A 19,535-nucleotide genomic window follows, 5' to 3' on the forward strand; every position below is an offset into this window, starting at 1 on the left:
AACTTGTTTCAGGGTCCATTTCGCCGCATGCATCTTCGCACGAAGCCGAAGAATGGATGCTGAAACAAGTTCAGCATGACGGGAGTGTTTTTGAGCTGGGAAGCTGAACTCGAGGAACTGCGCCGGCGCGAGGCGCTGGCCGAGCAGATGGGCGGTGAGGAAAAGGTCGCCCGCCAGCATGGCCGGGGCAAGATGGATGCCCGCGCCCGGCTCGCCGCGCTGTGCGACGACGGCACCTTCCGCGAGATCGGCAAGATTGCGGGCAAGGGCAGCTACGACGAGGACGGCAATCTCGAAACCGTCCTTCCTGCCCCCTTCCTGTTCGGCAAGGCCCGGATCAACGGCCGCCCGGTGGTTGCCACCGCCGATGATTTCACCATTCGCGGCGGCGCGGCGGATGCCGGGATCAGCCGCAAGATGGTGCAGGCCGAGAAAATGGCGCATGAGCTCAAGCTGCCGATCATCCGCATGATCGACGGCACTGGCGGCGGCGGATCGGTCAAGACGCTCGAACAGATCGGCGCGACCTATATCCCCGCGGTCCCCGGCTGGGGCGACGTGGTGACCAATCTCGACACCGTGCCCGTGGTCGCGCTTGCTCTCGGACCCACCGCGGGCCTTGGTGCGGCGCGCGTGGTAGCGAGCCATTATTCGGTCATGGTCAAGGGCCTCAGCCAGATCTTTGCCGCGGGCCCCGCGGTGGTCGATGGGCTCGGCGAAGGCTACAAGGGTTCGGCCGACCACCAGCAGGCCAAGGAAGACCTCGGCGGCAGCGCCATCCATACGCGCAACGGCGTGGTCGACGACGAGGTTGCCAGCGAGGCGGAGGCTTTCGCGCGCGCACGGCATTTCCTGGCGTTCATGCCCGAACATGTCGGCCAGCTCGCCCGCCGGTCCAATTGCACCGATCCGGTCCACCGGCGCGAGGAGGCGCTGCTGGACCTCGTCCCGCGCGATCCCAAGGCGGTCTATTCGATGCGTCGCTGCATGGAGATGGTGTTCGACCAGGGCACCGTGTTCGAAATCGGCCGCATGTGGGGCCGCGCCTGCATCACCGCGCTCGCCCGGCTTGACGGCTGGCCGGTGGCGGTGCTTGCCAGCGACCCGTCCTATCTCGGCGGCTCATGGGATGCGAAATCGAGCGAGAAGGTCGAGCGCTTCGTCAAGCTGGCGGAGCAGTTCCGCCTGCCGATCGTCCATCTGGTCGACAATCCCGGCTTCATGATCGGGCGCGAAGCCGAAATGGCGGGGACGATCCGTTACGGGGTGCAGGCAATGAACGCAGTCTACAAGGCCAGCGTCCCGCTCGCCTCGGTCGTCCTGCGCCGCGCCTACGGGATTGCGGGCAGCGCCATGTCGAATGCCGAGACCTACCAGTACCGGTTCTGCTGGCCTTCGGGTGACTGGGGCAGCCTGCCCATCGCGGGCGGTCTGGAAGTGGCCTATAAATCCGAGCTCGAAGCCGCCGCCGACCCGGAAGCCGAACTCGCCGCAATTCGCGCGCGGCTCGACCAGGTCACCTCGCCCTTCCGCAGCGCCGAACGCTTCAATGTCGAGGACATCATCGACCCGCGCGACACCCGTCCCTTGCTGTGTGAATATGCCGAGCTTGCGTGGCGCAGGCTGGCCAGCGAAGCCTAGGTTTCCTCGACATCCGGATCGGGCGGCCCGAACAGCGCACCGCGTTCGGAAAAGAGCACCAGCAGCAGGCTGACGGTGGCCGTGACCAGCAGCGCCAGCGCCAGCGGACGCGCGGTGCCGTCATAGGCATAGCCGATACCCGCGCCCAGCAGCGCCCCGGTGGTCATGCGCAGGAAGCTCTGTGCACTCGACGCGGCGCCCGCAATGTGCGGGAACGGCTGCATCGCGATCGAACCGAAATTGGCCCCGATAAAGCCGAGCAGGCTCATGTTCGCCGCCATCAGCGGAATGAAGGTCCACAGGCTTTCGTTCGGCTGATAGGCGAACCACAATTGCAGGCCGGCGACGAAGATGAACACGAACAGCGCGGTATGGCTGACGCGGCGCGCGCCAAGCCGTTCGACGATGCGGCTGTTCGACCAGTTCGCCAGCGCCATACACCCCGCGCACAGCGCGAACAGCAGCGGGAACATGTCGCCCGCCCCGAAAGCCTCGCCGATGAGCTGCTGCGAGGAATTGATGAAGCCGAACAACCCGCCGAACACCAGTGCACTTGCCAAGGTGTAGCCCATGGTCGAGCGCAGCGTGACAGCGCTGCGCATGTTGCGCGCGATGACCGCGATATCGATCCGCTGCCGGTCGCTTTCATGCAGCGTTTCGGGCAGGCGGATATAAACCCAGACCGACATCAGCGACCCGAACACCGCCATCGTCACGAAGATCCAGCGCCAATCGCCCAGCAACAACAGCACGCCCTGCCCGATGCTCGGCGCCACGGCGGGGACCAGCAGGAAGATGACAAAGATCAGGCTCATCATCCGCGCCATCTTGTCGCCGCCGACGCGGTCGCGAATGATGGCCGGCGGCAACGCGATGATGCCCGCAGCAAAGAAGCCCTGCAGGGCCCGCAACGCGATCATGGAGGTGAAATCGGTGACCAGCGCGCAGGCCAGCGACAGCACGATGTAGAAGCCCAGCGCGGTGAACAGCACCGGCCGGCGACCGAAGCGATCGGCGAAAGCCCCCGGAATCAGCGTCCCGATGCCGGCCGCGAGCAAATAGACCCCGACGATGAACTGGCGATCGTTGCCCACGGCGCCCAATGACAGGGCGAGATCGTCTAGCGCGGGGAGGATCGCATCGATGCCGAAGGCATTGCAGGCCATCAGTAAGGCCATCATCGCGATAAGTTCACGCTCGCCGATGCGTTTTACCGGGGCCGCCCCGGCTATCGGGCGTTCGCCGCCGGCAAGGGGATCGCTTCGCATCTGCACAAAATGTCAGGTGGCGGACAAGGTTCCGCTTTGCAACCCGCAGGGCTATCTAATCGCGCATGAGCGAAGGCGAAGCGGGTACGGATGACACAGCGGGCGAGGCCGACGGCCTGCGCAAGATCATCCATGTCGACATGGATGCGTTTTTCGCCAGCGTCGAACAGCGCGACAATCCCGAATTGCGCGGCAAGCCGGTGGCAGTGGGCGGTTCCAGCGGCCGCGGCGTGGTTGCTGCCGCCAGTTACGAGGCGCGCCGGTTCGGCGTGCGTAGCGCGATGCCCTCGGTCACTGCGCGGCGGCTGTGTCCCGACCTGATCTTCTGCAAGAGCCGCTTCGACGTCTATCGCGAAGTCAGCCAGCAGATCCGCGCGATCTTCCGCCACCACACCGACCTGGTCGAACCGCTCAGCCTCGACGAAGCCTATCTCGACGTGACCGAGGACAAGCTCGGCATCGGCAGCGCGACCCGCATTGCCGAGCTAATCCGGCAGGAAATCCGCGCCAAGACCCGGCTGACCGCGAGTGCGGGGGTGAGCTACAACAAGTTTCTCGCCAAGATCGCCAGCGATCAGAACAAGCCCGACGGGCTGTGCGTGATCCGGCCCGGCGAAGGCGCGCGCTTCGTGGCCGAGCTGCCGATCCGACGGTTCCACGGCGTGGGTCCGAAGGGCGCGGAAAAGATGGCCCGGCTGGGTATCGAGACCGGCGGCGATCTGGCCGCCAGGGATATCGCCTGGCTCCGCGCGCATTTCGGCAGCTTTGCCGAATATCTGTTCCGCGCGGCGCGGGGGATCGACCTGCGCCCGGTGCGTTCCAGCCGCATCCGCAAGTCGGTGGGCGGCGAACGGACCTTCAGCCGCGACCTGTCGTCGGGCGGCGAACTGCGCGAAACGCTGGAGGACATCATCGACATCGTGTGGACCTCGATCGAACGCGCGGAGGCCCGCGGCCGGACGGTCACGCTCAAGCTGAAATACACCGATTTCCAGATCTTCAGCCGGGCGAAAACGGTCGATGTCGCAATTGCCGAGAAGGCCCAGTTCGCAACGCTTGCGCGCGCGCTGCTGGAAGAGGTGCTGCCGCTGCCCATGCCGATCCGGCTGATGGGGCTGACCTTGTCCAAGCTCGAGCAGCAGGGCGGCGAGACGCAGTCTGCCCGTCCCGACGCGCAGCTATCGCTGCTCTAGCAGCTGCGCGCCTGCCACAGCGCGAAGCGCGCCCGGGTCCGCTTGCTCAGCGGTTCGGGCAGCGAATGCGTCGGGAAGAAACGCGCCTCGACGATCTCGCGCCCGTCGGGCTGCGGCACGGCATCGACCACTCCGTCGAAAACATGCGCGCGATGAGGCGCACCGGCAAGCTCCTCGTCGATGATCCCGACGCCCACCAGGCCCGACACCGTGCAGCCGGTTTCCTCTTTTATCTCGCGCAAGGCCGCCTGTTCGGGCGTCTCGCTGCGCCGCTTGCCGCCGCCGGGGAAGTACCACCCCTCGGGCCCGTAACTGTGGCGCACCAGCAGCACCCGCCCGTTGAGATCGCGGGCAACGATGCTCACCCCCACTCCCGTCCGTCCGCTGACCCGGCGCCAGTGATGGCGCAGACGGTGCCCGATTTTCAGCGCCTGCCGGTGTAACGGCTTGGGGATCAGGTAAAGCATGTGACCGGCTGTGTAGCTGCGCGCAGCAGCCGCGCAACCGGAAAATCATGTGTTCCTGCAATAGCTTGGTTAAGAATTTCGCGCTTGTCGTCGCCGCGTATGACGAACACCAGCGCATCGCTGGCAAGCAGTGCCGGCAGCGTCAGGCTGATCCGGTCGAACGGTGCTTCGGGCGGCAGCGGATCGGGGGTCAGCCGCACGACTTGCCGCGGATCGTCCACCTGTGGATCGGTGTTGGGGAACAGCGAGGCGATGTGCCCGTCGGTGCCCATCCCCAGCCATGCGAGCGCGAAATGCGGGACGGCTTCCATCTCGGTCAGCGTGACCACTTCGGCACCTGCCGGTTCGAACAGGTCGCGCAGCTTGCCGGTGTTGGACGCAGCGTGGTCTTCGGGAACCACGCGGTCATCACCCGGCCAGACGACCAGCCGCGTCCAGTCGAGATCGTGTTTCAGCAGCGCGGCCATGATCGGGAACGGGGTCGATCCGCCTGGCACGGTGATCGTCACGGGGCCACCTTGTGCTTCCATCGCCTCGCTCAGCCGCGCTGCAATCCAGTCGGCGATGGCGGCGTCGCTGCGCCCTTCGATGATCGTGGGAGTGTTCATGACCCCCTGATACACCAAGGCCGCCCTTCCCCAACAGGAAAGGCGGCCCGATCATGTGCCCGTTGCCGGGTCAACGTTGGCGCGGTTACTTGCTCGTCTGGTTGAGGAACCAGACACGCTCCTCGCACTCGTCGATCCAGTCGTCGACGACACCACTGGTGGCGTTGTCGCCCGCTTCTTCGGCGGCTTCCTTCACTTCGAGCAGACGCCCGTGCAGCGTCTTGTTGTCGTCGCGCAGTTCCTTGACCATCGCATCGGCGGTCAGCGACACATCGTCCTGGTCCTTGATACGGGTCGCCTTGGCAACACTGCCGATCGACGTGAGCGTGTATTCATCGTTCTTGCGCACGCGCTCGCCCAGATCGTCGACCGTGCCGACCAGCTGCGCGGCCTGCTCGTCGAACAGCACGTGGAGATCGCGGAACCGCGGGCCCGCCACATGCCAGTGGAAGTTCTTGGTCTTGAAATAGAGTGCCACGGTGTCGGCAAGCGCCCCGTTGAGTGCGCTGACGAGACCGGCTTTCGAATTGTCGCCTGCTTCGGCCATAAGATTTACCCCTTTTGCTGAGATGATATCGACCCGATTGGGATGTTCACTACACCAACACGCGAGATGCTGTAGGGTTTCTCGATTATAGCCGACCAGACTAATCGCTTCATCCGATTATCCCGCGCGCGCTCAATCCCGTGATCGCCGCCAGAACGAACAGGATGATGGCCAGCGCGATCCGGATACCGCGCAGCGGCAGCCGCTCGTCCAGCTGCGCCCCCAGCATCCAGCCCAGCGCTACCGCAGCGCCGCCGCCCAGCGCGCCGCCCATCCCGGCGAGCGGCCAGGATGCGAAAACCACCGCAAAGGCCGCGACCATGAACCGCGAGGCATCGGTCAATTGCCGAACGAACAAGACGATGGCGATCGCCCCCAGCGAACGGGTCGGTTCGCGGGGCGTTTTCTCGCGATTGGGCCAGCCGCATTCGAAACTGGCCAGCAACAGCGCGATGGCCACGAACATGGTCGCGGCATTCACCGACATCGTCTGCGCCAGTTGCGCGCCGAACCACGCGGCAATGCCTGCGGTCAGCGCGGAACTGGCAAGCGCCACGGCGAGGAGCGCTGGCGAAGCGCCGAGACTGCCCGCCAGCCGTGCGACGAGGATCTGGTCGCGCGCGCCGGTCGCCGCCAGAAAGCTGGCGACCATGGCAAACAGCAGCGGTGTCACGGCGCGATGCCCTCCCCCTTCCTAAGCTTCGCGGCTTGCGATAGCACGCGCCGCAACGAAACACAGGGGGAGAGCAGACATGGAACTCACGCAGGGTATGGCAGCGGTTGTCACGGGCGGCGCTTCGGGCCTGGGCAAGGCGAGCGCGCAGGCGCTGGCCGACCTCGGCCTCAAGGTCACCATCTTCGACGTCAACGAGGAAGCCGGTGAAGCGCATGCGCAGGCCATCGGCGGGACCTTTGCCCGTGTCGATATCACCGACGAGCAATCGGTCGTCGACGGGTTTGCCGCAGCGCGCGCCGCGCATGGGCAGGAACGCGTGACCGTCCACTGCGCGATGACCAGCCGGCGCGGCAAGACGCTCGGCTGGGACAAGCAGAACAATTGCTACAAGCGGCTATCGACCGAGGACTACGCCTTCGGGGCCGAGGGCATTCTCGTCTCGTCCTACCGCGTGGCCAGCCTGTCCGCGCTGGGCATGGCCAATGCCCAGCCGGTCAACGAGGATGGCGAACGCGGCTGCATCACGCTGACCGCCAGCGTCGCGGCGCAGGACGGGCAGATCGGCCAGACCATCTACGGCAGTTGCAAGGCCGGGGTGAACGGGCTGGTGCTGCCGATGGCGCGCGACCTGATGGATCTCGGCATCCGGATCAATTCGGTGATGCCCGGTATCTTCGCCACCCCGCTGATGCTCGGGATGAAGGATCGCAACCCGCAAATGTGGGACCAGCTCAACGCCAGCGTGCCCTTCCCCAAGCGGCTCGGCCATCCGGAGGAATTCGCCTCGCTGATCTGCGAGATCGCCCGCAACAGCTATATCAACGCGCACCAGTTCCGGCTCGACGGCGCCATAAGGATGCCACCGCGATAGATGCCGAACGTGACGGTGGAGCGGGTGAAGGGAATCGAACCCTCGTCGTCAGCTTGGGAAGCTGCTGCTCTACCATTGAGCTACACCCGCGAGGCGGCGCGGCGCTTGCCACGGAACGCGCGTGGCGGTCAATACAAACCGGCGGCCACGGCGGAAAACGGCGTGCGCGCCCTTCCCCCGCGGGCAGCACGCCCTACAAGGCCCGCATGACGAACAAGCGCGCATGGGTGAACTGGGCGATCGGCCGGATAGAGGCCGACTTCAACCGTTCGGCCGACACGCATCTGATCCCGCTGCCGGTCCCCGCGCTGCCTGATATCGCGATCTATCTCAAGGACGAATCGAGCCATCCGACCGGCAGTCTCAAGCACCGGCTGGCGCGATCGCTGTTTCTCTATGGCCTGTGCAACGGCTGGATCTGCGAGAACACCCCAGTGGTCGAGGCATCGAGCGGATCGACCGCGGTTTCCGAAGCCTATTTCGCGCGCATGCTGGGGCTGCGGTTCATCGCCGTGGTGCCGCGCAGCACCGCGCAGGCCAAGATCGATGCCATCGCATTCTACGGCGGCGAATGCCATTTCGTCGGCGCGCCCGGCGAAGTCTACGCAGCGGCGCAGTCGCTCGCCGACGAATTGGGCGGCCATTATATCGACCAGTTCACCTATGCCGAACGCGCGACCGACTGGCGCAGCAACAACAATATCGCCGAATCGATTTTCGCGCAGATGGCGCGCGAGCCGCATCCGGTGCCGCGCTGGGTCGTCTGCGGTGCGGGAACGGGCGGCACCTCCGCCACCATCGGCCGCTTTGCGCGCTACAATCGCCATGACACCGGCGTCTGCGTCGCCGATCCCGCGGGATCGGTGTTCCATCGCCACTGGGCCGAGCGCAGCGTGGGGCGCGTCGATCATTCGGCCGGATGCATCGAAGGCATCGGCCGGCAGCGGGTCGAACCCAGTTTCCTGCCCGATATCGTCGACCGGATGGAAGTGGTGGCAGACGCCGCCTCGATCGCCGCCGCCCATGAAGTCAGCGCCCGCCTGGGGCGGCGCTGCGGGGGTTCGACCGGGACCAATGTGTGGGCCTGCGCGCGCATCGCCGCCGAAATGGCCGCGCGCGGCGAAACGGGCTCGATCGTGTCGATCCTGTGCGACGACGGCGCGCGGTATGCCGACACCATCTTCGACCCGGAGTGGCTGGCGGCGCGCGACCTCGATGTCGCGGCACCGCGACAGGCGATCTCCGACTTCTTCGAAACCGGCCGCTTCGCCGGCTAGACACTGCATCTCCAGAACAAGGGCTGCCGCATCACATGATCAGCGACGACAGGATTATTCTCGGGCTGCTTGCCCTGGTGCTCGGCTTTGTATTCGCCACGCGCGACCGGCCCGGCTGGCAGCGCTTCTACGTCTTCGTGCCGATCATCCTGGTCTGCTATCTCGTCCCCAGCCTGATGACGACCTTCGGCCTGATCGACGTATCCGAAAGCAATCTGTGGCCGGTGGCGAAGGATTATTTCCTGCCCGCCGCGCTGTTCCTGATGACGCTGTCGATCGATATCAAGGGGATCCTCGGCCTCGGCAACAAGGCGATCGTCATGTTCCTGACCGCCACGATGGGCATCGTCCTCGGCGGGCCGCTGGCGCTGTGGATCGTGGCGCAGTTCGAACCTTCGATCATCGGTTCGGGCGACACCGCCGCATGGCGCGGGCTGGCGACGCTGGCGGGAAGCTGGATCGGCGGCGGCGCCAACCAGACCGCCATGCTCGAAGTCTATGGCTACCCGCTCGAAGGCTTTGCCGCGCTGCTGGCGGTCGACATCATCGTCGCCGAGATCTGGATGGTGTTCCTGCTCTATGGCGCGGGCGCGCACGAGCGCGTCGACAAATGGCTGGGCGCGGACAGTTCGTCGATTGCCCGACTGCGCGACACGATGGCCGATTACACCGCGAGCATCGAACGCGTCGCCAAGGCGAACGACTACGTGCTGTTGTTCGGCGTCACCTTCGCCATCGTCGGGCTCGCGCATCTGCTCGGCGGCTGGCTGGGCGGCTGGTTCGCCGCGATGCAGGGCGAAGACGCCACGCTGGCGAGCGAATTCTTCTGGGTCGTGGTCATCGCCACCACTGCAGGCCTCGCCGCCAGCTTCACCCGCGCCCGCGAGCTCGAAGGTATTGGTGCCAGCAAGTTCGGCGTGCTGTTCATCTTCCTGCTGGTGGCGGTGATCGGCACGCGGATGGATGTGACCAAGATTGCCGATGCGCCCGCTTTCATGGCGATCGGCTTCATCTGGATGCTGTTCCACGTCATCCTGCTGCTGGGCGTGGCCAAGATCATCAAGGCGCCGTTCTTCTTCGTCGCGGTGGGCAGCAAGGCGAATATCGGCGGCGCGGCGTCGGCGCCGGTGGTGGCGGCGGCGTTCCACCCCGCGCTTGCCCCCGTCGGCGTGCTGCTGGCCGTGCTGGGCTATGCACTGGGGACCTATGGCGCGATCCTGTGCGCGCAGATGATGGCGGCGGTCGGCTAGCCGCGCGCGGCAAAGGTTTCACCCGATACCGGTTGCTTTCGGACCTTGCGCGCGTATGGGCCGTTGCAAAGAAAAGAGAGGAACTTTCATGCGTCAGCTTGACCATTTCATCGTCGGCGGAGCGAGCGCTCCCGCGGCCCGCACCCACCAGATCTGGAACCCCTCGACGGGCGAAGTCCAGGCCGAGGTTCCACTGGGCAATGCCGCCTTGCTCGACCGCGCGGTCGCCGCCGCCAAGAAGGTCCAGCCCGAATGGGCGGCGACCAATCCCCAGCGCCGCGCGCGGGTGATGTTCGAATTCAAACAGCTGGTCGAAGCCAACAAGCAGGAACTGGCCGAACTGCTCGCCAGCGAACACGGCAAGGTCGTGGACGATGCGCATGGCGACGTGCAGCGCGGGCTCGAGGTCATCGAATATGCCTGCGGCATCCCGCAGGCCCTGAAGGGCGAATATTCGCAAGGCGCGGGCCCCGGCATCGATGTCTATTCGATGCGCCAGCCGCTAGGTATCGGCGCGGGCATCACCCCGTTCAACTTCCCCGCCATGATCCCGATGTGGATGTTCGGCATGGCGATCGCGGTGGGCAACGCCTTCATCCTCAAGCCGTCCGAACGCGATCCCAGCGTGCCGATCCGGCTGGCCGAACTGTTCGTCGAGGCCGGCGCGCCCGAGGGGCTGCTGCAGGTGGTCCACGGCGACAAGGAAATGGTCGATGCGATCCTCGATCACGAGGACATCGCCGCGGTCAGCTTCGTCGGGTCGAGCGATATCGCGCATTACGTCTACAAGCGCGGCGTCGCTGCGGGCAAGCGCGTCCAGGCGATGGGCGGCGCGAAGAACCACGGCATCGTCATGCCCGATGCCGATCTCGACCAGGTGGTGGGCGATCTCGCCGGCGCCGCCTTCGGTTCCGCAGGTGAACGCTGCATGGCGCTGCCGGTGGTCGTGCCCGTGGGCGAAGACACCGCCGAGAGGCTGCGCGAAAAGCTGATCCCCGCGATCAATGCGCTGCGCATCGGCGTTTCGACCGATCCCGACGCGCATTACGGCCCCGTCGTCACGCCCGAACACAAGGCGCGGATCGAACAGTGGATCGACACCGCCGAACAGGAAGGCGCCGAAGTCGTCATCGACGGCCGCGGGTTTACGCTGCAGGGCCACGAGAAGGGCTTTTTCGTCGGCCCGACGCTGCTCGACCGCGTGACCCCCGACATGGAAAGCTACAAGGAAGAGATTTTCGGACCCGTCCTGCAGATCGTGCGCGCCGACGATTTCGAGCATGCACTCCGGCTGCCGAGCGAGCACCAATACGGAAACGGTGTCGCCATCTTCACGCGCAACGGCCATGCGGCGCGCGAATTCGCCCACCGCGTCAATGTCGGCATGGTCGGGATCAACGTTCCGATTCCCGTCCCCGTCAGCTATCACAGCTTCGGCGGATGGAAACGTTCGGGCTTCGGCGACACCGACCAGTACGGCCAGGAAGGCCTGAAGTTCTGGACCAAGGCCAAGAAGGTCACCCAGCGCTGGCCCGATGGCGGCGGTGACGGATCCAACGCCTTCGTCATCCCCACGATGGGGTAAGCGCCGCGGCAGGCGGTAGGGAGAGAGACACGATGAAACGATCACTGCTTACCGCCGCCCTGCCGCTGGCACTGCTGGCTGCCGCCTGTTCGGACGGGCCGGACGAGGCGGCTGCGCCCGAGCCGGCCGAAACGATGATGCCGGTCGAACCCGATGGCGGGATTGGTGACGGCGCCGGACCGCCGGGCCCCGTCACTGCCGAAACCATTCCCGCCGCGTTTCGGGGCGTGTGGGACTATGTCGAGGGCAGCTGCGATCCGGCTTCCGATCTGCGCGTCGAGATCGGGCCCGAGACCATGCAGTTCTACGAATTGTTCGGCGAAGTGACACGGATCGAAGTCGCAGGCCCGCAGGACATCGTCGTTTCGCTGGCGATGGAAGGTGAAGGCGAGACATGGGAGATGGCGCGCCGCTTCACGCTGTCCGACGACGGGCGCAGGCTGACCCCGGCGGCGGTTGGCGACGACCAGTTCGAGCCCATGCCGCTCAAGAAATGCGAATAGGAGTGTTGCCCATGCGTATCCTGGCCCTTTCCGTCCTGGCGCTGCCGCTGGCCGCCTGCGCGGGATATTCCGAACCCGCGCCCTCCCCGTCGAATCCCGGCGATGCGATGCGCGGCAGCTGCAATGCCGAACCGGCACAGGCCCATGTCGGCCAGCAGGCGACCGAGCGGACCGGCGCAGCCATCCTTGCCGAAAGCGGCGCCGAGGTGCTCCGCTGGGGGCCGCCGAACTCGGCCTGGACGATGGACTACCGCACCGACCGAGTGAACGTGCGCTATGACGAGGCGCGGCAGATCACCGAGATCACCTGCGGGTGAAGCGCCGCCACACCTCCAGCGGATCGCCCTTCGAAGCGCAGTTCGGCTTCGCCCGCGCGGTGCGCCAAGGCGATCGCATCCTGGTGGCCGGCACCGGCCCGATCGAGGATGACGGCACCTCGACACCGGGCAATGCCGCGGCTCAGGCCGAACGCTGCTTCACGCTGATCCTGCGCGCCATCGAAGACCTGGGCGGCAGCGCGAAGGATGTCGTGCGCACGCGCATGCTGCTGACCGATCCGGCCGACCAGCAGGCGATCGGCGAAGTCCACGCGCGGTTCTTCGGCGAGGCCCGCCCCGCCGCAACGATGGCAGGCGTGGCATGGCTCTGCCGACCGGAATGGAAAGTCGAGATCGAGGCCGAAGCAATCATCGAAGGCTGACCGCCGCAGCCCTTTTCACCTCCCCCCACCACCGCTAGGTCACCCGCCATGACAGGACAATTTCAGCTTACCGACGAGCAGCTCGCGATCCAGGAAGTGGCGCAGCGCTTCACCGCCGACAACATCACTCCGCATGCGGGCGAATGGGACGAGAAATCGCATTTCCCGCGCGACGTGATCAAGAGCACGGCCGAACTCGGTTTCGGCGCGATCTACGTTTCGGAAGAAAGCGGCGGGATCGGGCTCGGCCGGCTGGAGGCTGCGCTGATCATGGAGGCGATGGCCTATGGCTGCCCCACCACCAGCGCCTTCATCTCGATCCACAACATGGCCAGCTGGATGATCGACAGCTTCGGCAGCCAGGACGTGAAGGACCGTTATCTTCCCGACCTCGTCAGCATGGACAAGATCGCCAGCTACTGCCTGACCGAACCGGGCAGCGGTTCGGATGCCGCAGGCCTCAAGGCCAACGCGGTGCGCGACGGCGATCACTACGTTCTCAACGGGACCAAGCAGTTCATTTCGGGCGGGGGCGTCAACGATGTCTACGTCACCATGGTCCGCACGGGAGAACACAAGACCAAGGGCATCACCTGCCTCGTCATCGACAAGGACACGCCGGGCGTTTCCTTCGGCAAGCCGGAGAAGAAGCTCGGCTGGAACGCCTCCCCCACCGCGCAGGTCATTTTCGAGGATGCGCGCGTACCGGTTGCCAATCGTGTTGGCGACGAAGGCGAGGGGTTCCGCTTTGCGATGATGGGCCTCGACGGCGGGCGGCTCAACATCGGGGCCTGTTCACTGGGCGGGGCGCAGCGCTGCCTCGACGAAGCGGTGGCCTACACCAAGGACCGCAAGCAGTTCGACACACCCATTGCGGATTTCCAGAACACGCAGTTCATGCTTGCCGACATGGCGACGGACCTCGAAGCGGCGCGCGCGCTGCTGTATCTCGCAGCGGCCAAGGTGACCGACAACGCACCCGACAAGTCGCGTTTTTCCGCGATGGCCAAACGGCTCGCGACCGACAATGGCAGCAAGATCGTCAACGATGCGCTGCAGCTGTTCGGCGGCTATGGCTATCTCAAGGAATACCCCATCGAACGCTTCTGGCGCGATCTGCGCGTGCATTCGATCCTCGAAGGCACCAACCAGGTCATGCGCATGATCGTGGGCCGCGATTTGCTGCGCCAGTGACCGCGACCGGCGGCAGAATGAGAAGACCCCATGACTGAGAACCTCAACATCCACGCGCATGGCCGCACCGGCCATATCTCGCTCAACCGCCCCAAGGCGCTGCATGCCCTGACGCTCGACATGTGCCATGGCATAAGCGCCGCGCTGGCAGGCTGGGCCGAAGATGACGCGGTCGAGGCCGTCATCCTCGACCACGCCGAAGGGCGCGGCTTCTGCGCGGGGGGCGACATCAATCTGCTGCGCCATTCCGCGCTCAACGATGGCGGAAAAAGCGGGCGCGAATTCTTCCACGACGAATACCGGCTCAACCACCAGATGTTCGAATACGGCAAGCCCATCGTCGCCTTCATGGACGGCATCACCATGGGTGGCGGCGTCGGTATCGCGCTGCCGTGCAAATATCGCGTCGCGACCGAGAACACGCGCTTTGCCATGCCCGAAAGCGGCATCGGCCTATTCCCCGACGTCGGCGGCGGCTGGCACTTGTCGCGGCTGGGCGGGCGGCTCGGCCAGTTCCTCGCACTGACCGGTGCGCGGCTCGACGGTGCGGAATGCGTCTGGGCGGGTATCGCCACGCATTACCTGCCGGCTGAGAAACTCGCCGAAGCCAAGGCCCGGATTATCGAACATCCCGACCGGATCGGCGGGATCCTGTCCGAACTTTCCACCACCCCGCCGCCCGCGCGGCTGGAAGAGAATGCCGCGCTGATCAAGAAACACTTCGCCTCGGATCGCTATGAGGACATCCTCCGCAGCCTCGAGGCAGACGACAGCGAATGGGCGGCGAAGGAGCTCGCCACGCTGCGCGGCAAGAGCCCGCAGACCTGCAAGGTCGCGCTGCGCCAGCTGAGCGAGAGCGAACAGCTCGGCAGCTTCGCCGACAACATGCGCATGGAATATCGCATCGCCAGCCGGGTGCTGACCCGCCCCGACTTCGCCGAAGGCGTGCGCGCAGTGATCGTCGACAAGACGAACGACCCGCAATGGGACCCCGCAGCGCCCGAGGACGTCAGCGAAGGGCTGATCGACAGCATCTTCGCCCCGCTTCCCGAGGGCGCGGAATGGACGCCGCTGGAGCCGTGAAATCCGTCGCCCCTGCGCAGGCAGGGGCCCATACGCCGTTGCGGTTCCGCGCGGCCGACAAGTCATCTAGGCTCCTGCCTTCGCAGGAGCGACGTGGAGAGAACATTGGCTTACGAAACCATCACCGTCGAAAAACGTGACGCGGTCACGCTGATCACGCTCAACCGTCCCAAGGCGCTCAACGCGCTCAACAGCACGATCCTTGCGGAATTGACCGAGGCCTTCGCCGCCTATGAAGCGGACAAGAGCCAGCTTTGTGCAGTCCTGACCGGTTCGGGCGACAAGGCCTTTGCCGCAGGCGCGGACATCAAGGAAATGAGCGAGAAGGCCGCGGCCGATTTCTACCTCGAGGATTTCTTCAGCCCCTGGACCAGCGAGATCGTCAAGAAGACGCGCAAGCCGTGGATCGCGGCGGTCAACGGCTTCGCGCTGGGTGGCGGCTGCGAGCTCGCCATGATGGCCGATTTCATCATCGCGAGCGAAAACGCCAAGTTCGGCCAGCCCGAGATCAAGCTGGGCGTCGCGCCGGGCATGGGCGGATCGCAGCGTCTGACCAGGGCGGTCGGCAAGTCGAAGGCGATGGAAATGTGCCTGACCGGCCGGATGATGGATGCCGAGGAAGCCGAGCGCAGCAATCTGGTCGCGCGCGTCGTGCCGCATGACACGCTGCTCGACGAAGCGCTGAAAACCGCCGCGCAGATCGCCAGCATGCCGCCGATGGCCGCGATCGCGAACAAGGAAATGGTCAATGCGGCCTTCGAAACCAGCCTCGATCAGGGCCTGATCATCGAACGGCGCATCTTCCAGATCCTGGCCGCGAGCGAGGACAAGGCCGAGGGCATGGCCGCCTTCGTCGAGAAGCGCGAGGGCAAGTGGAAGGGGAAATAATCCCTCCTGTCACGAGAAAAGAATACGCGGAGAGAGAGAACATGAAAATCGCCTTCATCGGCCTCGGCAATATGGGCGGCGGGATGGCCGCCAACCTCGTGAAGGCGGGGCATGCCGTGAATGCCTTCGACCTTTCGGAAGGAGCACTCGCGACAGCCAAGGACAACGGTTGCACGCCCTTCACCGATGCTTCCGAGGCCGTGCAAGACGTCGATGCGGTGGTTTCAATGCTGCCCAATGGCGGGATCGTGAAGTCGGTCTACGAAGGCAACGTGATCGGCAAGGCGCCCGCAGGCGCGGTGCTGCTCGACTGCTCGACCATCGATGTCGCCACCGCGAAAGAGGTGATCGCCCAGGCCGAGGCCGCCGGTTACGACATGGTCGACGCCCCCGTTTCGGGCGGGATCGCGGCCGCGAATGGCGGCACGCTGACCTTCATGGTTGGTGGCACCGAAAAGGCCTTCGCCCGCGCCGAGGAGGTGCTGCAGGCCATGGGCAAGGCCGTGATCCACGCGGGCGACGCAGGCGCCGGCCAGACCGCCAAGATCTGCAACAACATGCTGCTCGCCATCTCGATGATCGGCACGGCCGAGGCAATGAAAATGGCCGAGAAGCTCGGGCTCGATCCGCAGAAGTTCTACGAGATCAGTTCGCAGTCCTCGGGCTATTGCTGGTCGCTCAATGCCTACACCCCCCTGCCCGGCGTCGGCGTCGAAAGCCCGGCGGACAAGGATTACCAGAGCGGTTTCGCCACCGGCCTGATGCTCAAGGATCTCAAGCTGGCGATGGAAGCCGCCGAGACCGCCGATGCCTCGACCCCGCTCGGTCGCCACGCGAAGGAGCTTTACGAGCAATTCGCCGAGGACAATGCCGGGCTCGATTTCAGCGCAATCATCAAGTCGCTCTGATCTCTTCCAGCACCCGCGCGAGCCATTCGCGCGGGGCCTTGCGGCGGCCGATATCGGCCACGAATTCCTGCCCACGCGCCACGCTCTTGAGCCGTCCGCCACGCAGCCAGCGGTCGGCGCGGTCGTGATAGCTCAGCCCGCCGCGCTTCAACCATGCGGGGCGATCCCATAAGGATGGTGGGCCTTCGGGCACCGTCAGCCGCAGCGCATCGCTCGCTTGCCGGGCTTCCACGCCGGGGCCTGCGTAGATCACGTCGTTGCGCGCATGGAGCGCCAGCGCATGCGGATGGCCGCGCTCGACCAGATAGTCGGGTGCGCCACGTGTAAGATCGACGATCTCCGCGACTTCGAGATAGCCGAAAATCCGGTGGTGGAGATCGCCGCCTTCCTCGCGGAAGAGGCCGAAGAACAGGAACACGTCCCCCGGCCCCACCCCCCGGTTCGCCAGATGCGTCTGCGCCGCACCGCATTGGCCGAACAGGCAGGTGCGATCGGCAAGGAACATCGGGTCGTGGTGGCACAGCGTGCCCGCATCGACCCGCCCCCGGCTGGCACGTGCGGCATGTTCGCCCAGCCCGAGATCGCCATAGGTGGTGCGCGAGGCGGTGCCTGCGGGGATCGGCAGGCTGACCGGCCGACTCTCCACGATCGGCGACGCTCCGCCACCCGAAGCGCTGTCGAACCCCTTGCGAGAGAAGATAATTCGCACGCCAACCCCGTGCCTTAAGCGCGCGGCAGTGACAACCGCGCCATTCGGCCCTATCTGCGCGCCCATGACACACGACAACAATGGCAAGGTCACCGCGCTGATCATGGCAGGCAAGCGTTCGGGCGTGCTCGATCCGCTCGCCGAGCGCGCTGGTGTCGCGCAGAAATGCGTCGTTCCCGTCGGCGGCATGCCGATGATCGAACGCGTTGTGATGAATGTCGCCGCCAGCCCGCGCATCGGCGAGATCCGCGTCGTGGCGCATGAGGCGGACGAAATCGCCGCCATTCCCTCGATCGCCAAGCTCCAGGCCGAGGGCCGGCTGGTGTTCAAACCGGGTGCGTTCAATCTGGTCGACAGCGTTTTTGCCGGGGCCGAGGGTGCGGACTATCCGCTGCTGATCACCACCGCGGACAACTGCCTGTGGCTGCCCGAGGACTTCACCGAGTTTGCCGATAAGTCAATTGCCAGCAAGGCAGGCGCTGCGGCTGCACTGGCGCATAAGGAAGACGTCCGTGCCGCCGATCCGCAGGGCCAGTCGCGGTTCTACGAATTTTCCGATGGCGGATATTCGAACTGCAATGCCTATTGGATCGGTACCCCGCAGGCGCTCGCGGCAGCCGAAATCATGCGCGGCGGCGGGCAGTTCGTGAAATTCCCGCGCCGGATTGCCAAGGCGTTCGGCGTGATCAACCTGATCCGCTTCTTCCTCGGCTGGGGAACGAAGGAAAAGCTCTTCGCGCAGGTTTCGCGCCGCTTCGGGTTCTCGATGGTGCCGATCGAGATGAGCCATGGCCACTGCGCCATCGACGTCGACAACGAGCGCACGTTCCAGGTTACCGAAAAGCTGCTGGCGAAGCGGCTCGCAGCCGCCTGACACCGGCCGCACGATGCATCGTCTGCTGCGCAATATCGGCTGGCTCCTGACGGGGCGCGGTCTCAACGCCCTGCTGAGCCTCGTCTACCTCGCGCTCGCCACGCGCACGCTCGGACTCGACAATTTCGGCTATTTCGCGATCATCCTCGCGCTGGGCCAGACGGTCACCGGCATAGCCAACTTCCAGACCTGGCAATTCGTCGTGCGGTGGGGCGCCGATGGCGACGGGCCGGCCGATGCGACCGGTTTCGCCATCGCGCTCGACTTGCTGTCGATTGCGCTCGGCCTGGTGCTGGCCGCCGTGCTGGTCGGCACCGCGCCGCTGTGGCTCCCGCTGCCCGACGAGCTGCTCCCCGTCGCCTTCGGCTATTGCGTCGTTTCGCTGCTCGCCATCCGTACCACACCGACCGGCCTGCTGCGCCTGCGGTTTGCCTATGCCCGCACGACCGCCGCCGAAGCGGTGCAGCCGGTGGTCCGGGCCGCAGGCGCCGCAGCAGCAGCCATTGCCATGCCGACGGTGACCGGCTTCATCCTCGCCTGGGCGGCGGCGGAAGTAGCGGTGGCCGCCGCGCTGTGGATTGCCGCCGGACGGCTGGAACGCATCAATTTGTCGCGGATCAGCCTGCGCCATATTCCGCGGGCGCACCCAGGTGCCTGGCGCTTCGTCTGGTCGACCAATCTGTCGGGCAGCCTCAATGTCGGATCCAAGCAGGTGCTGATCCTGCTGATCGGCGCCATCGGGGGCGAAACCGCCGCGGGCGGCTATCGCGTCGCGAGCCAGCTGGGGCAGGCGCTCGTCAGCCTTGCACAAACCGTGTCCAAGGCGATCTATCCCGAACTGGTCCACGCCAAGGAAACGGCCCACGCCATGGCCCGGCGAATGGCAAACATCGCGCTGATCGCCGGCGTTCTGGCCGTGCTCGGCACGCTGTTCCTGGGGCGGCCGGCGCTGGCACTGATCGCGGGCCCCGAATTCCGGGTGTTCTGGACGATGGTGATCCTGGCGATTGCCGGGGCGATAGAGCTGGTCGGGGCCAGCCTCGAATCCCTACTGGTCAGCGCGGGCCGCGCGGGCACCGCCTTTTTGATCCGCGCGATCCCGACCGTGATCGGGCTCTCGCTGCTCGAAGTGGCGATGGGCTGGAACGGGCTGAAGGGCGCAGCCTTCACGGTCATGGGCGCATCCGCCTTGTCGGTGCTGGGTTTCTGGGTCGCGATCATCTCGCTGTCGCAGATCACGATCACGGTCAAACCCAAACCCGAGGTACCGCCCGAACGCTAGCGCGGGCACCG

Annotated in this window: 21 protein-coding genes and 1 tRNA gene; 15 read left to right on the top strand and 7 right to left on the bottom strand. The window is 65.6% G+C overall.

Annotated features, from left to right (window positions below):
* Positions 1-90 precede the first annotated feature (90 nt).
* The gene (locus SJY12_RS08330) at positions 91-1,641 is read left to right on the top strand and encodes an acyl-CoA carboxylase subunit beta (RefSeq protein ID WP_397505048.1); all 1,551 of its coding nucleotides are present in this window, start codon (positions 91-93) and stop codon (positions 1,639-1,641) included.
* Here the strand turns inward: SJY12_RS08330 and SJY12_RS08335 are convergent.
* Positions 1,638-2,909, bottom strand: a complete 1,272-nt coding sequence (locus SJY12_RS08335) for a multidrug effflux MFS transporter (protein WP_348030808.1) — start codon at positions 2,907-2,909, stop codon at positions 1,638-1,640. The genes SJY12_RS08330 and SJY12_RS08335 overlap by 4 nt on opposite strands.
* A gap of 65 nt (positions 2,910-2,974) precedes the next feature.
* Between SJY12_RS08335 and dinB the strand changes: the two genes are divergently transcribed.
* Complete coding sequence (gene dinB / locus SJY12_RS08340; protein ID WP_397505049.1) at positions 2,975-4,102, top strand: DNA polymerase IV; 1,128 nt, start codon at positions 2,975-2,977, stop codon at positions 4,100-4,102.
* Here the strand turns inward: dinB and SJY12_RS08345 are convergent.
* The 4 genes from SJY12_RS08345 to SJY12_RS08360 all read right to left on the bottom strand — a co-directional run bounded on the left by SJY12_RS08345 (position 4,099) and on the right by SJY12_RS08360 (position 6,397).
* Entirely contained in the window at positions 4,099-4,569 is a 471-nt protein-coding gene (locus tag SJY12_RS08345) for an NUDIX domain-containing protein (protein ID WP_063506362.1), read from the bottom strand. The genes dinB and SJY12_RS08345 overlap by 4 nt on opposite strands.
* Positions 4,557-5,177: a 6-phosphogluconolactonase gene (locus SJY12_RS08350; protein ID WP_348346329.1), complete on the bottom strand. Its 621-nt coding sequence runs from the start codon at positions 5,175-5,177 to the stop codon at positions 4,557-4,559. The genes SJY12_RS08345 and SJY12_RS08350 overlap by 13 nt, the downstream gene beginning before the upstream one ends.
* A gap of 85 nt (positions 5,178-5,262) precedes the next feature.
* Positions 5,263-5,724 (bottom strand): Dps family protein, encoded by a 462-nt coding sequence (locus SJY12_RS08355; protein ID WP_050600927.1) that lies wholly within the window; start codon positions 5,722-5,724, stop codon positions 5,263-5,265.
* 109 nt (positions 5,725-5,833) lie between these two features.
* Entirely contained in the window at positions 5,834-6,397 is a 564-nt protein-coding gene (locus tag SJY12_RS08360) for a hypothetical protein (RefSeq protein WP_348346330.1), read from the bottom strand.
* A gap of 79 nt (positions 6,398-6,476) precedes the next feature.
* On the opposite strand from SJY12_RS08360, the gene SJY12_RS08365 reads away from it, so the two are divergent.
* Positions 6,477-7,271 carry an SDR family oxidoreductase gene (locus SJY12_RS08365; protein ID WP_050600929.1) on the top strand — a complete coding sequence of 265 codons (795 nt, stop codon included), beginning with the start codon at positions 6,477-6,479 and terminating at the stop codon, positions 7,269-7,271.
* A gap of 16 nt (positions 7,272-7,287) precedes the next feature.
* Here the strand turns inward: SJY12_RS08365 and SJY12_RS08370 are convergent.
* Positions 7,288-7,361, bottom strand: a tRNA-Gly gene (locus SJY12_RS08370).
* Positions 7,362-7,477: 116 nt separating this feature from the next.
* Between SJY12_RS08370 and SJY12_RS08375 the strand changes: the two genes are divergently transcribed.
* The 10 genes from SJY12_RS08375 to mmsB all read left to right on the top strand — a co-directional run bounded on the left by SJY12_RS08375 (position 7,478) and on the right by mmsB (position 16,659).
* A complete protein-coding gene (locus SJY12_RS08375; RefSeq protein WP_397505050.1) occupies positions 7,478-8,548 on the top strand; it encodes a PLP-dependent cysteine synthase family protein in 1,071 nt (356 codons plus the stop codon).
* A 35-nt stretch (positions 8,549-8,583) separates the two neighbouring features.
* On the top strand, positions 8,584-9,798 hold the full coding sequence (locus SJY12_RS08380) for a DUF819 domain-containing protein (protein ID WP_397505051.1): 1,215 nt from the start codon (positions 8,584-8,586) through the stop codon (positions 9,796-9,798).
* An 88-nt stretch (positions 9,799-9,886) separates the two neighbouring features.
* Positions 9,887-11,383 carry a CoA-acylating methylmalonate-semialdehyde dehydrogenase gene (locus SJY12_RS08385; protein ID WP_397505052.1) on the top strand — a complete coding sequence of 499 codons (1,497 nt, stop codon included), beginning with the start codon at positions 9,887-9,889 and terminating at the stop codon, positions 11,381-11,383.
* Positions 11,384-11,415: 32 nt separating this feature from the next.
* The gene (locus SJY12_RS08390) at positions 11,416-11,886 is read left to right on the top strand and encodes a hypothetical protein (protein ID WP_397505053.1); all 471 of its coding nucleotides are present in this window, start codon (positions 11,416-11,418) and stop codon (positions 11,884-11,886) included.
* Between the two features lie 11 nt (positions 11,887-11,897).
* A complete protein-coding gene (locus SJY12_RS08395) occupies positions 11,898-12,203 on the top strand; it encodes an I78 family peptidase inhibitor (RefSeq protein ID WP_397505054.1) in 306 nt (101 codons plus the stop codon).
* Positions 12,200-12,586 carry a RidA family protein gene (locus SJY12_RS08400; protein WP_397505055.1) on the top strand — a complete coding sequence of 129 codons (387 nt, stop codon included), beginning with the start codon at positions 12,200-12,202 and terminating at the stop codon, positions 12,584-12,586. Before SJY12_RS08395 ends, SJY12_RS08400 begins: the two co-directional genes overlap by 4 nt.
* A gap of 48 nt (positions 12,587-12,634) precedes the next feature.
* On the top strand, positions 12,635-13,780 hold the full coding sequence (locus tag SJY12_RS08405; RefSeq protein ID WP_397505056.1) for an acyl-CoA dehydrogenase family protein: 1,146 nt from the start codon (positions 12,635-12,637) through the stop codon (positions 13,778-13,780).
* A gap of 30 nt (positions 13,781-13,810) precedes the next feature.
* On the top strand, positions 13,811-14,863 hold the full coding sequence (locus tag SJY12_RS08410) for an enoyl-CoA hydratase/isomerase family protein (protein ID WP_397505057.1): 1,053 nt from the start codon (positions 13,811-13,813) through the stop codon (positions 14,861-14,863).
* Between the two features lie 105 nt (positions 14,864-14,968).
* A complete protein-coding gene (locus SJY12_RS08415) occupies positions 14,969-15,751 on the top strand; it encodes an enoyl-CoA hydratase-related protein (protein ID WP_397505058.1) in 783 nt (260 codons plus the stop codon).
* Entirely contained in the window at positions 15,751-16,659 is a 909-nt protein-coding gene (mmsB, locus tag SJY12_RS08420; protein ID WP_397506676.1) for a 3-hydroxyisobutyrate dehydrogenase, read from the top strand. Before SJY12_RS08415 ends, mmsB begins: the two co-directional genes overlap by 1 nt.
* On the opposite strand, the gene SJY12_RS08425 is transcribed toward mmsB, so the two are convergent.
* Positions 16,646-17,368 (bottom strand): hypothetical protein, encoded by a 723-nt coding sequence (locus SJY12_RS08425; protein WP_397505059.1) that lies wholly within the window; start codon positions 17,366-17,368, stop codon positions 16,646-16,648. The genes mmsB and SJY12_RS08425 overlap by 14 nt on opposite strands.
* Before the next feature lie 64 nt (positions 17,369-17,432).
* Here SJY12_RS08425 and SJY12_RS08430 point away from each other — a divergent pair, with 64 nt between their 5' ends.
* The gene (locus SJY12_RS08430; protein ID WP_063513170.1) at positions 17,433-18,242 is read left to right on the top strand and encodes an NTP transferase domain-containing protein; all 810 of its coding nucleotides are present in this window, start codon (positions 17,433-17,435) and stop codon (positions 18,240-18,242) included.
* Between the two features lie 13 nt (positions 18,243-18,255).
* Positions 18,256-19,524 (top strand): lipopolysaccharide biosynthesis protein, encoded by a 1,269-nt coding sequence (locus SJY12_RS08435; RefSeq protein ID WP_160765992.1) that lies wholly within the window; start codon positions 18,256-18,258, stop codon positions 19,522-19,524.
* Positions 19,525-19,535 lie beyond the last annotated feature (11 nt).

It is taken from the genome of Qipengyuania sp. R86523 (assembly GCF_044596365.1).
Lineage (GTDB): Bacteria > Pseudomonadota > Alphaproteobacteria > Sphingomonadales > Sphingomonadaceae > Qipengyuania > Qipengyuania citrea.

Coding starts and splice junctions, on each gene's coding strand:
- SJY12_RS08380 (WP_397505051.1), top strand. CDS start 8,584: ATGATCAGCGACGACAGGATTATTCTCGGGCTGCTTGCCCTGGTGCTC.
- SJY12_RS08435 (WP_160765992.1), top strand. CDS start 18,256: ATGCATCGTCTGCTGCGCAATATCGGCTGGCTCCTGACGGGGCGCGGT.
- SJY12_RS08385 (WP_397505052.1), top strand. CDS start 9,887: ATGCGTCAGCTTGACCATTTCATCGTCGGCGGAGCGAGCGCTCCCGCG.
- SJY12_RS08345 (WP_063506362.1), bottom strand. CDS start 4,569: ATGCTTTACCTGATCCCCAAGCCGTTACACCGGCAGGCGCTGAAAATC.
- SJY12_RS08335 (WP_348030808.1), bottom strand. CDS start 2,909: ATGCGAAGCGATCCCCTTGCCGGCGGCGAACGCCCGATAGCCGGGGCG.
- SJY12_RS08355 (WP_050600927.1), bottom strand. CDS start 5,724: ATGGCCGAAGCAGGCGACAATTCGAAAGCCGGTCTCGTCAGCGCACTC.
- SJY12_RS08365 (WP_050600929.1), top strand. CDS start 6,477: ATGGAACTCACGCAGGGTATGGCAGCGGTTGTCACGGGCGGCGCTTCG.
- SJY12_RS08390 (WP_397505053.1), top strand. CDS start 11,416: ATGAAACGATCACTGCTTACCGCCGCCCTGCCGCTGGCACTGCTGGCT.
- SJY12_RS08410 (WP_397505057.1), top strand. CDS start 13,811: ATGACTGAGAACCTCAACATCCACGCGCATGGCCGCACCGGCCATATC.
- SJY12_RS08350 (WP_348346329.1), bottom strand. CDS start 5,177: ATGAACACTCCCACGATCATCGAAGGGCGCAGCGACGCCGCCATCGCC.
- dinB (WP_397505049.1), top strand. CDS start 2,975: ATGAGCGAAGGCGAAGCGGGTACGGATGACACAGCGGGCGAGGCCGAC.
- SJY12_RS08405 (WP_397505056.1), top strand. CDS start 12,635: ATGACAGGACAATTTCAGCTTACCGACGAGCAGCTCGCGATCCAGGAA.
- SJY12_RS08375 (WP_397505050.1), top strand. CDS start 7,478: ATGACGAACAAGCGCGCATGGGTGAACTGGGCGATCGGCCGGATAGAG.
- SJY12_RS08430 (WP_063513170.1), top strand. CDS start 17,433: ATGACACACGACAACAATGGCAAGGTCACCGCGCTGATCATGGCAGGC.
- SJY12_RS08395 (WP_397505054.1), top strand. CDS start 11,898: ATGCGTATCCTGGCCCTTTCCGTCCTGGCGCTGCCGCTGGCCGCCTGC.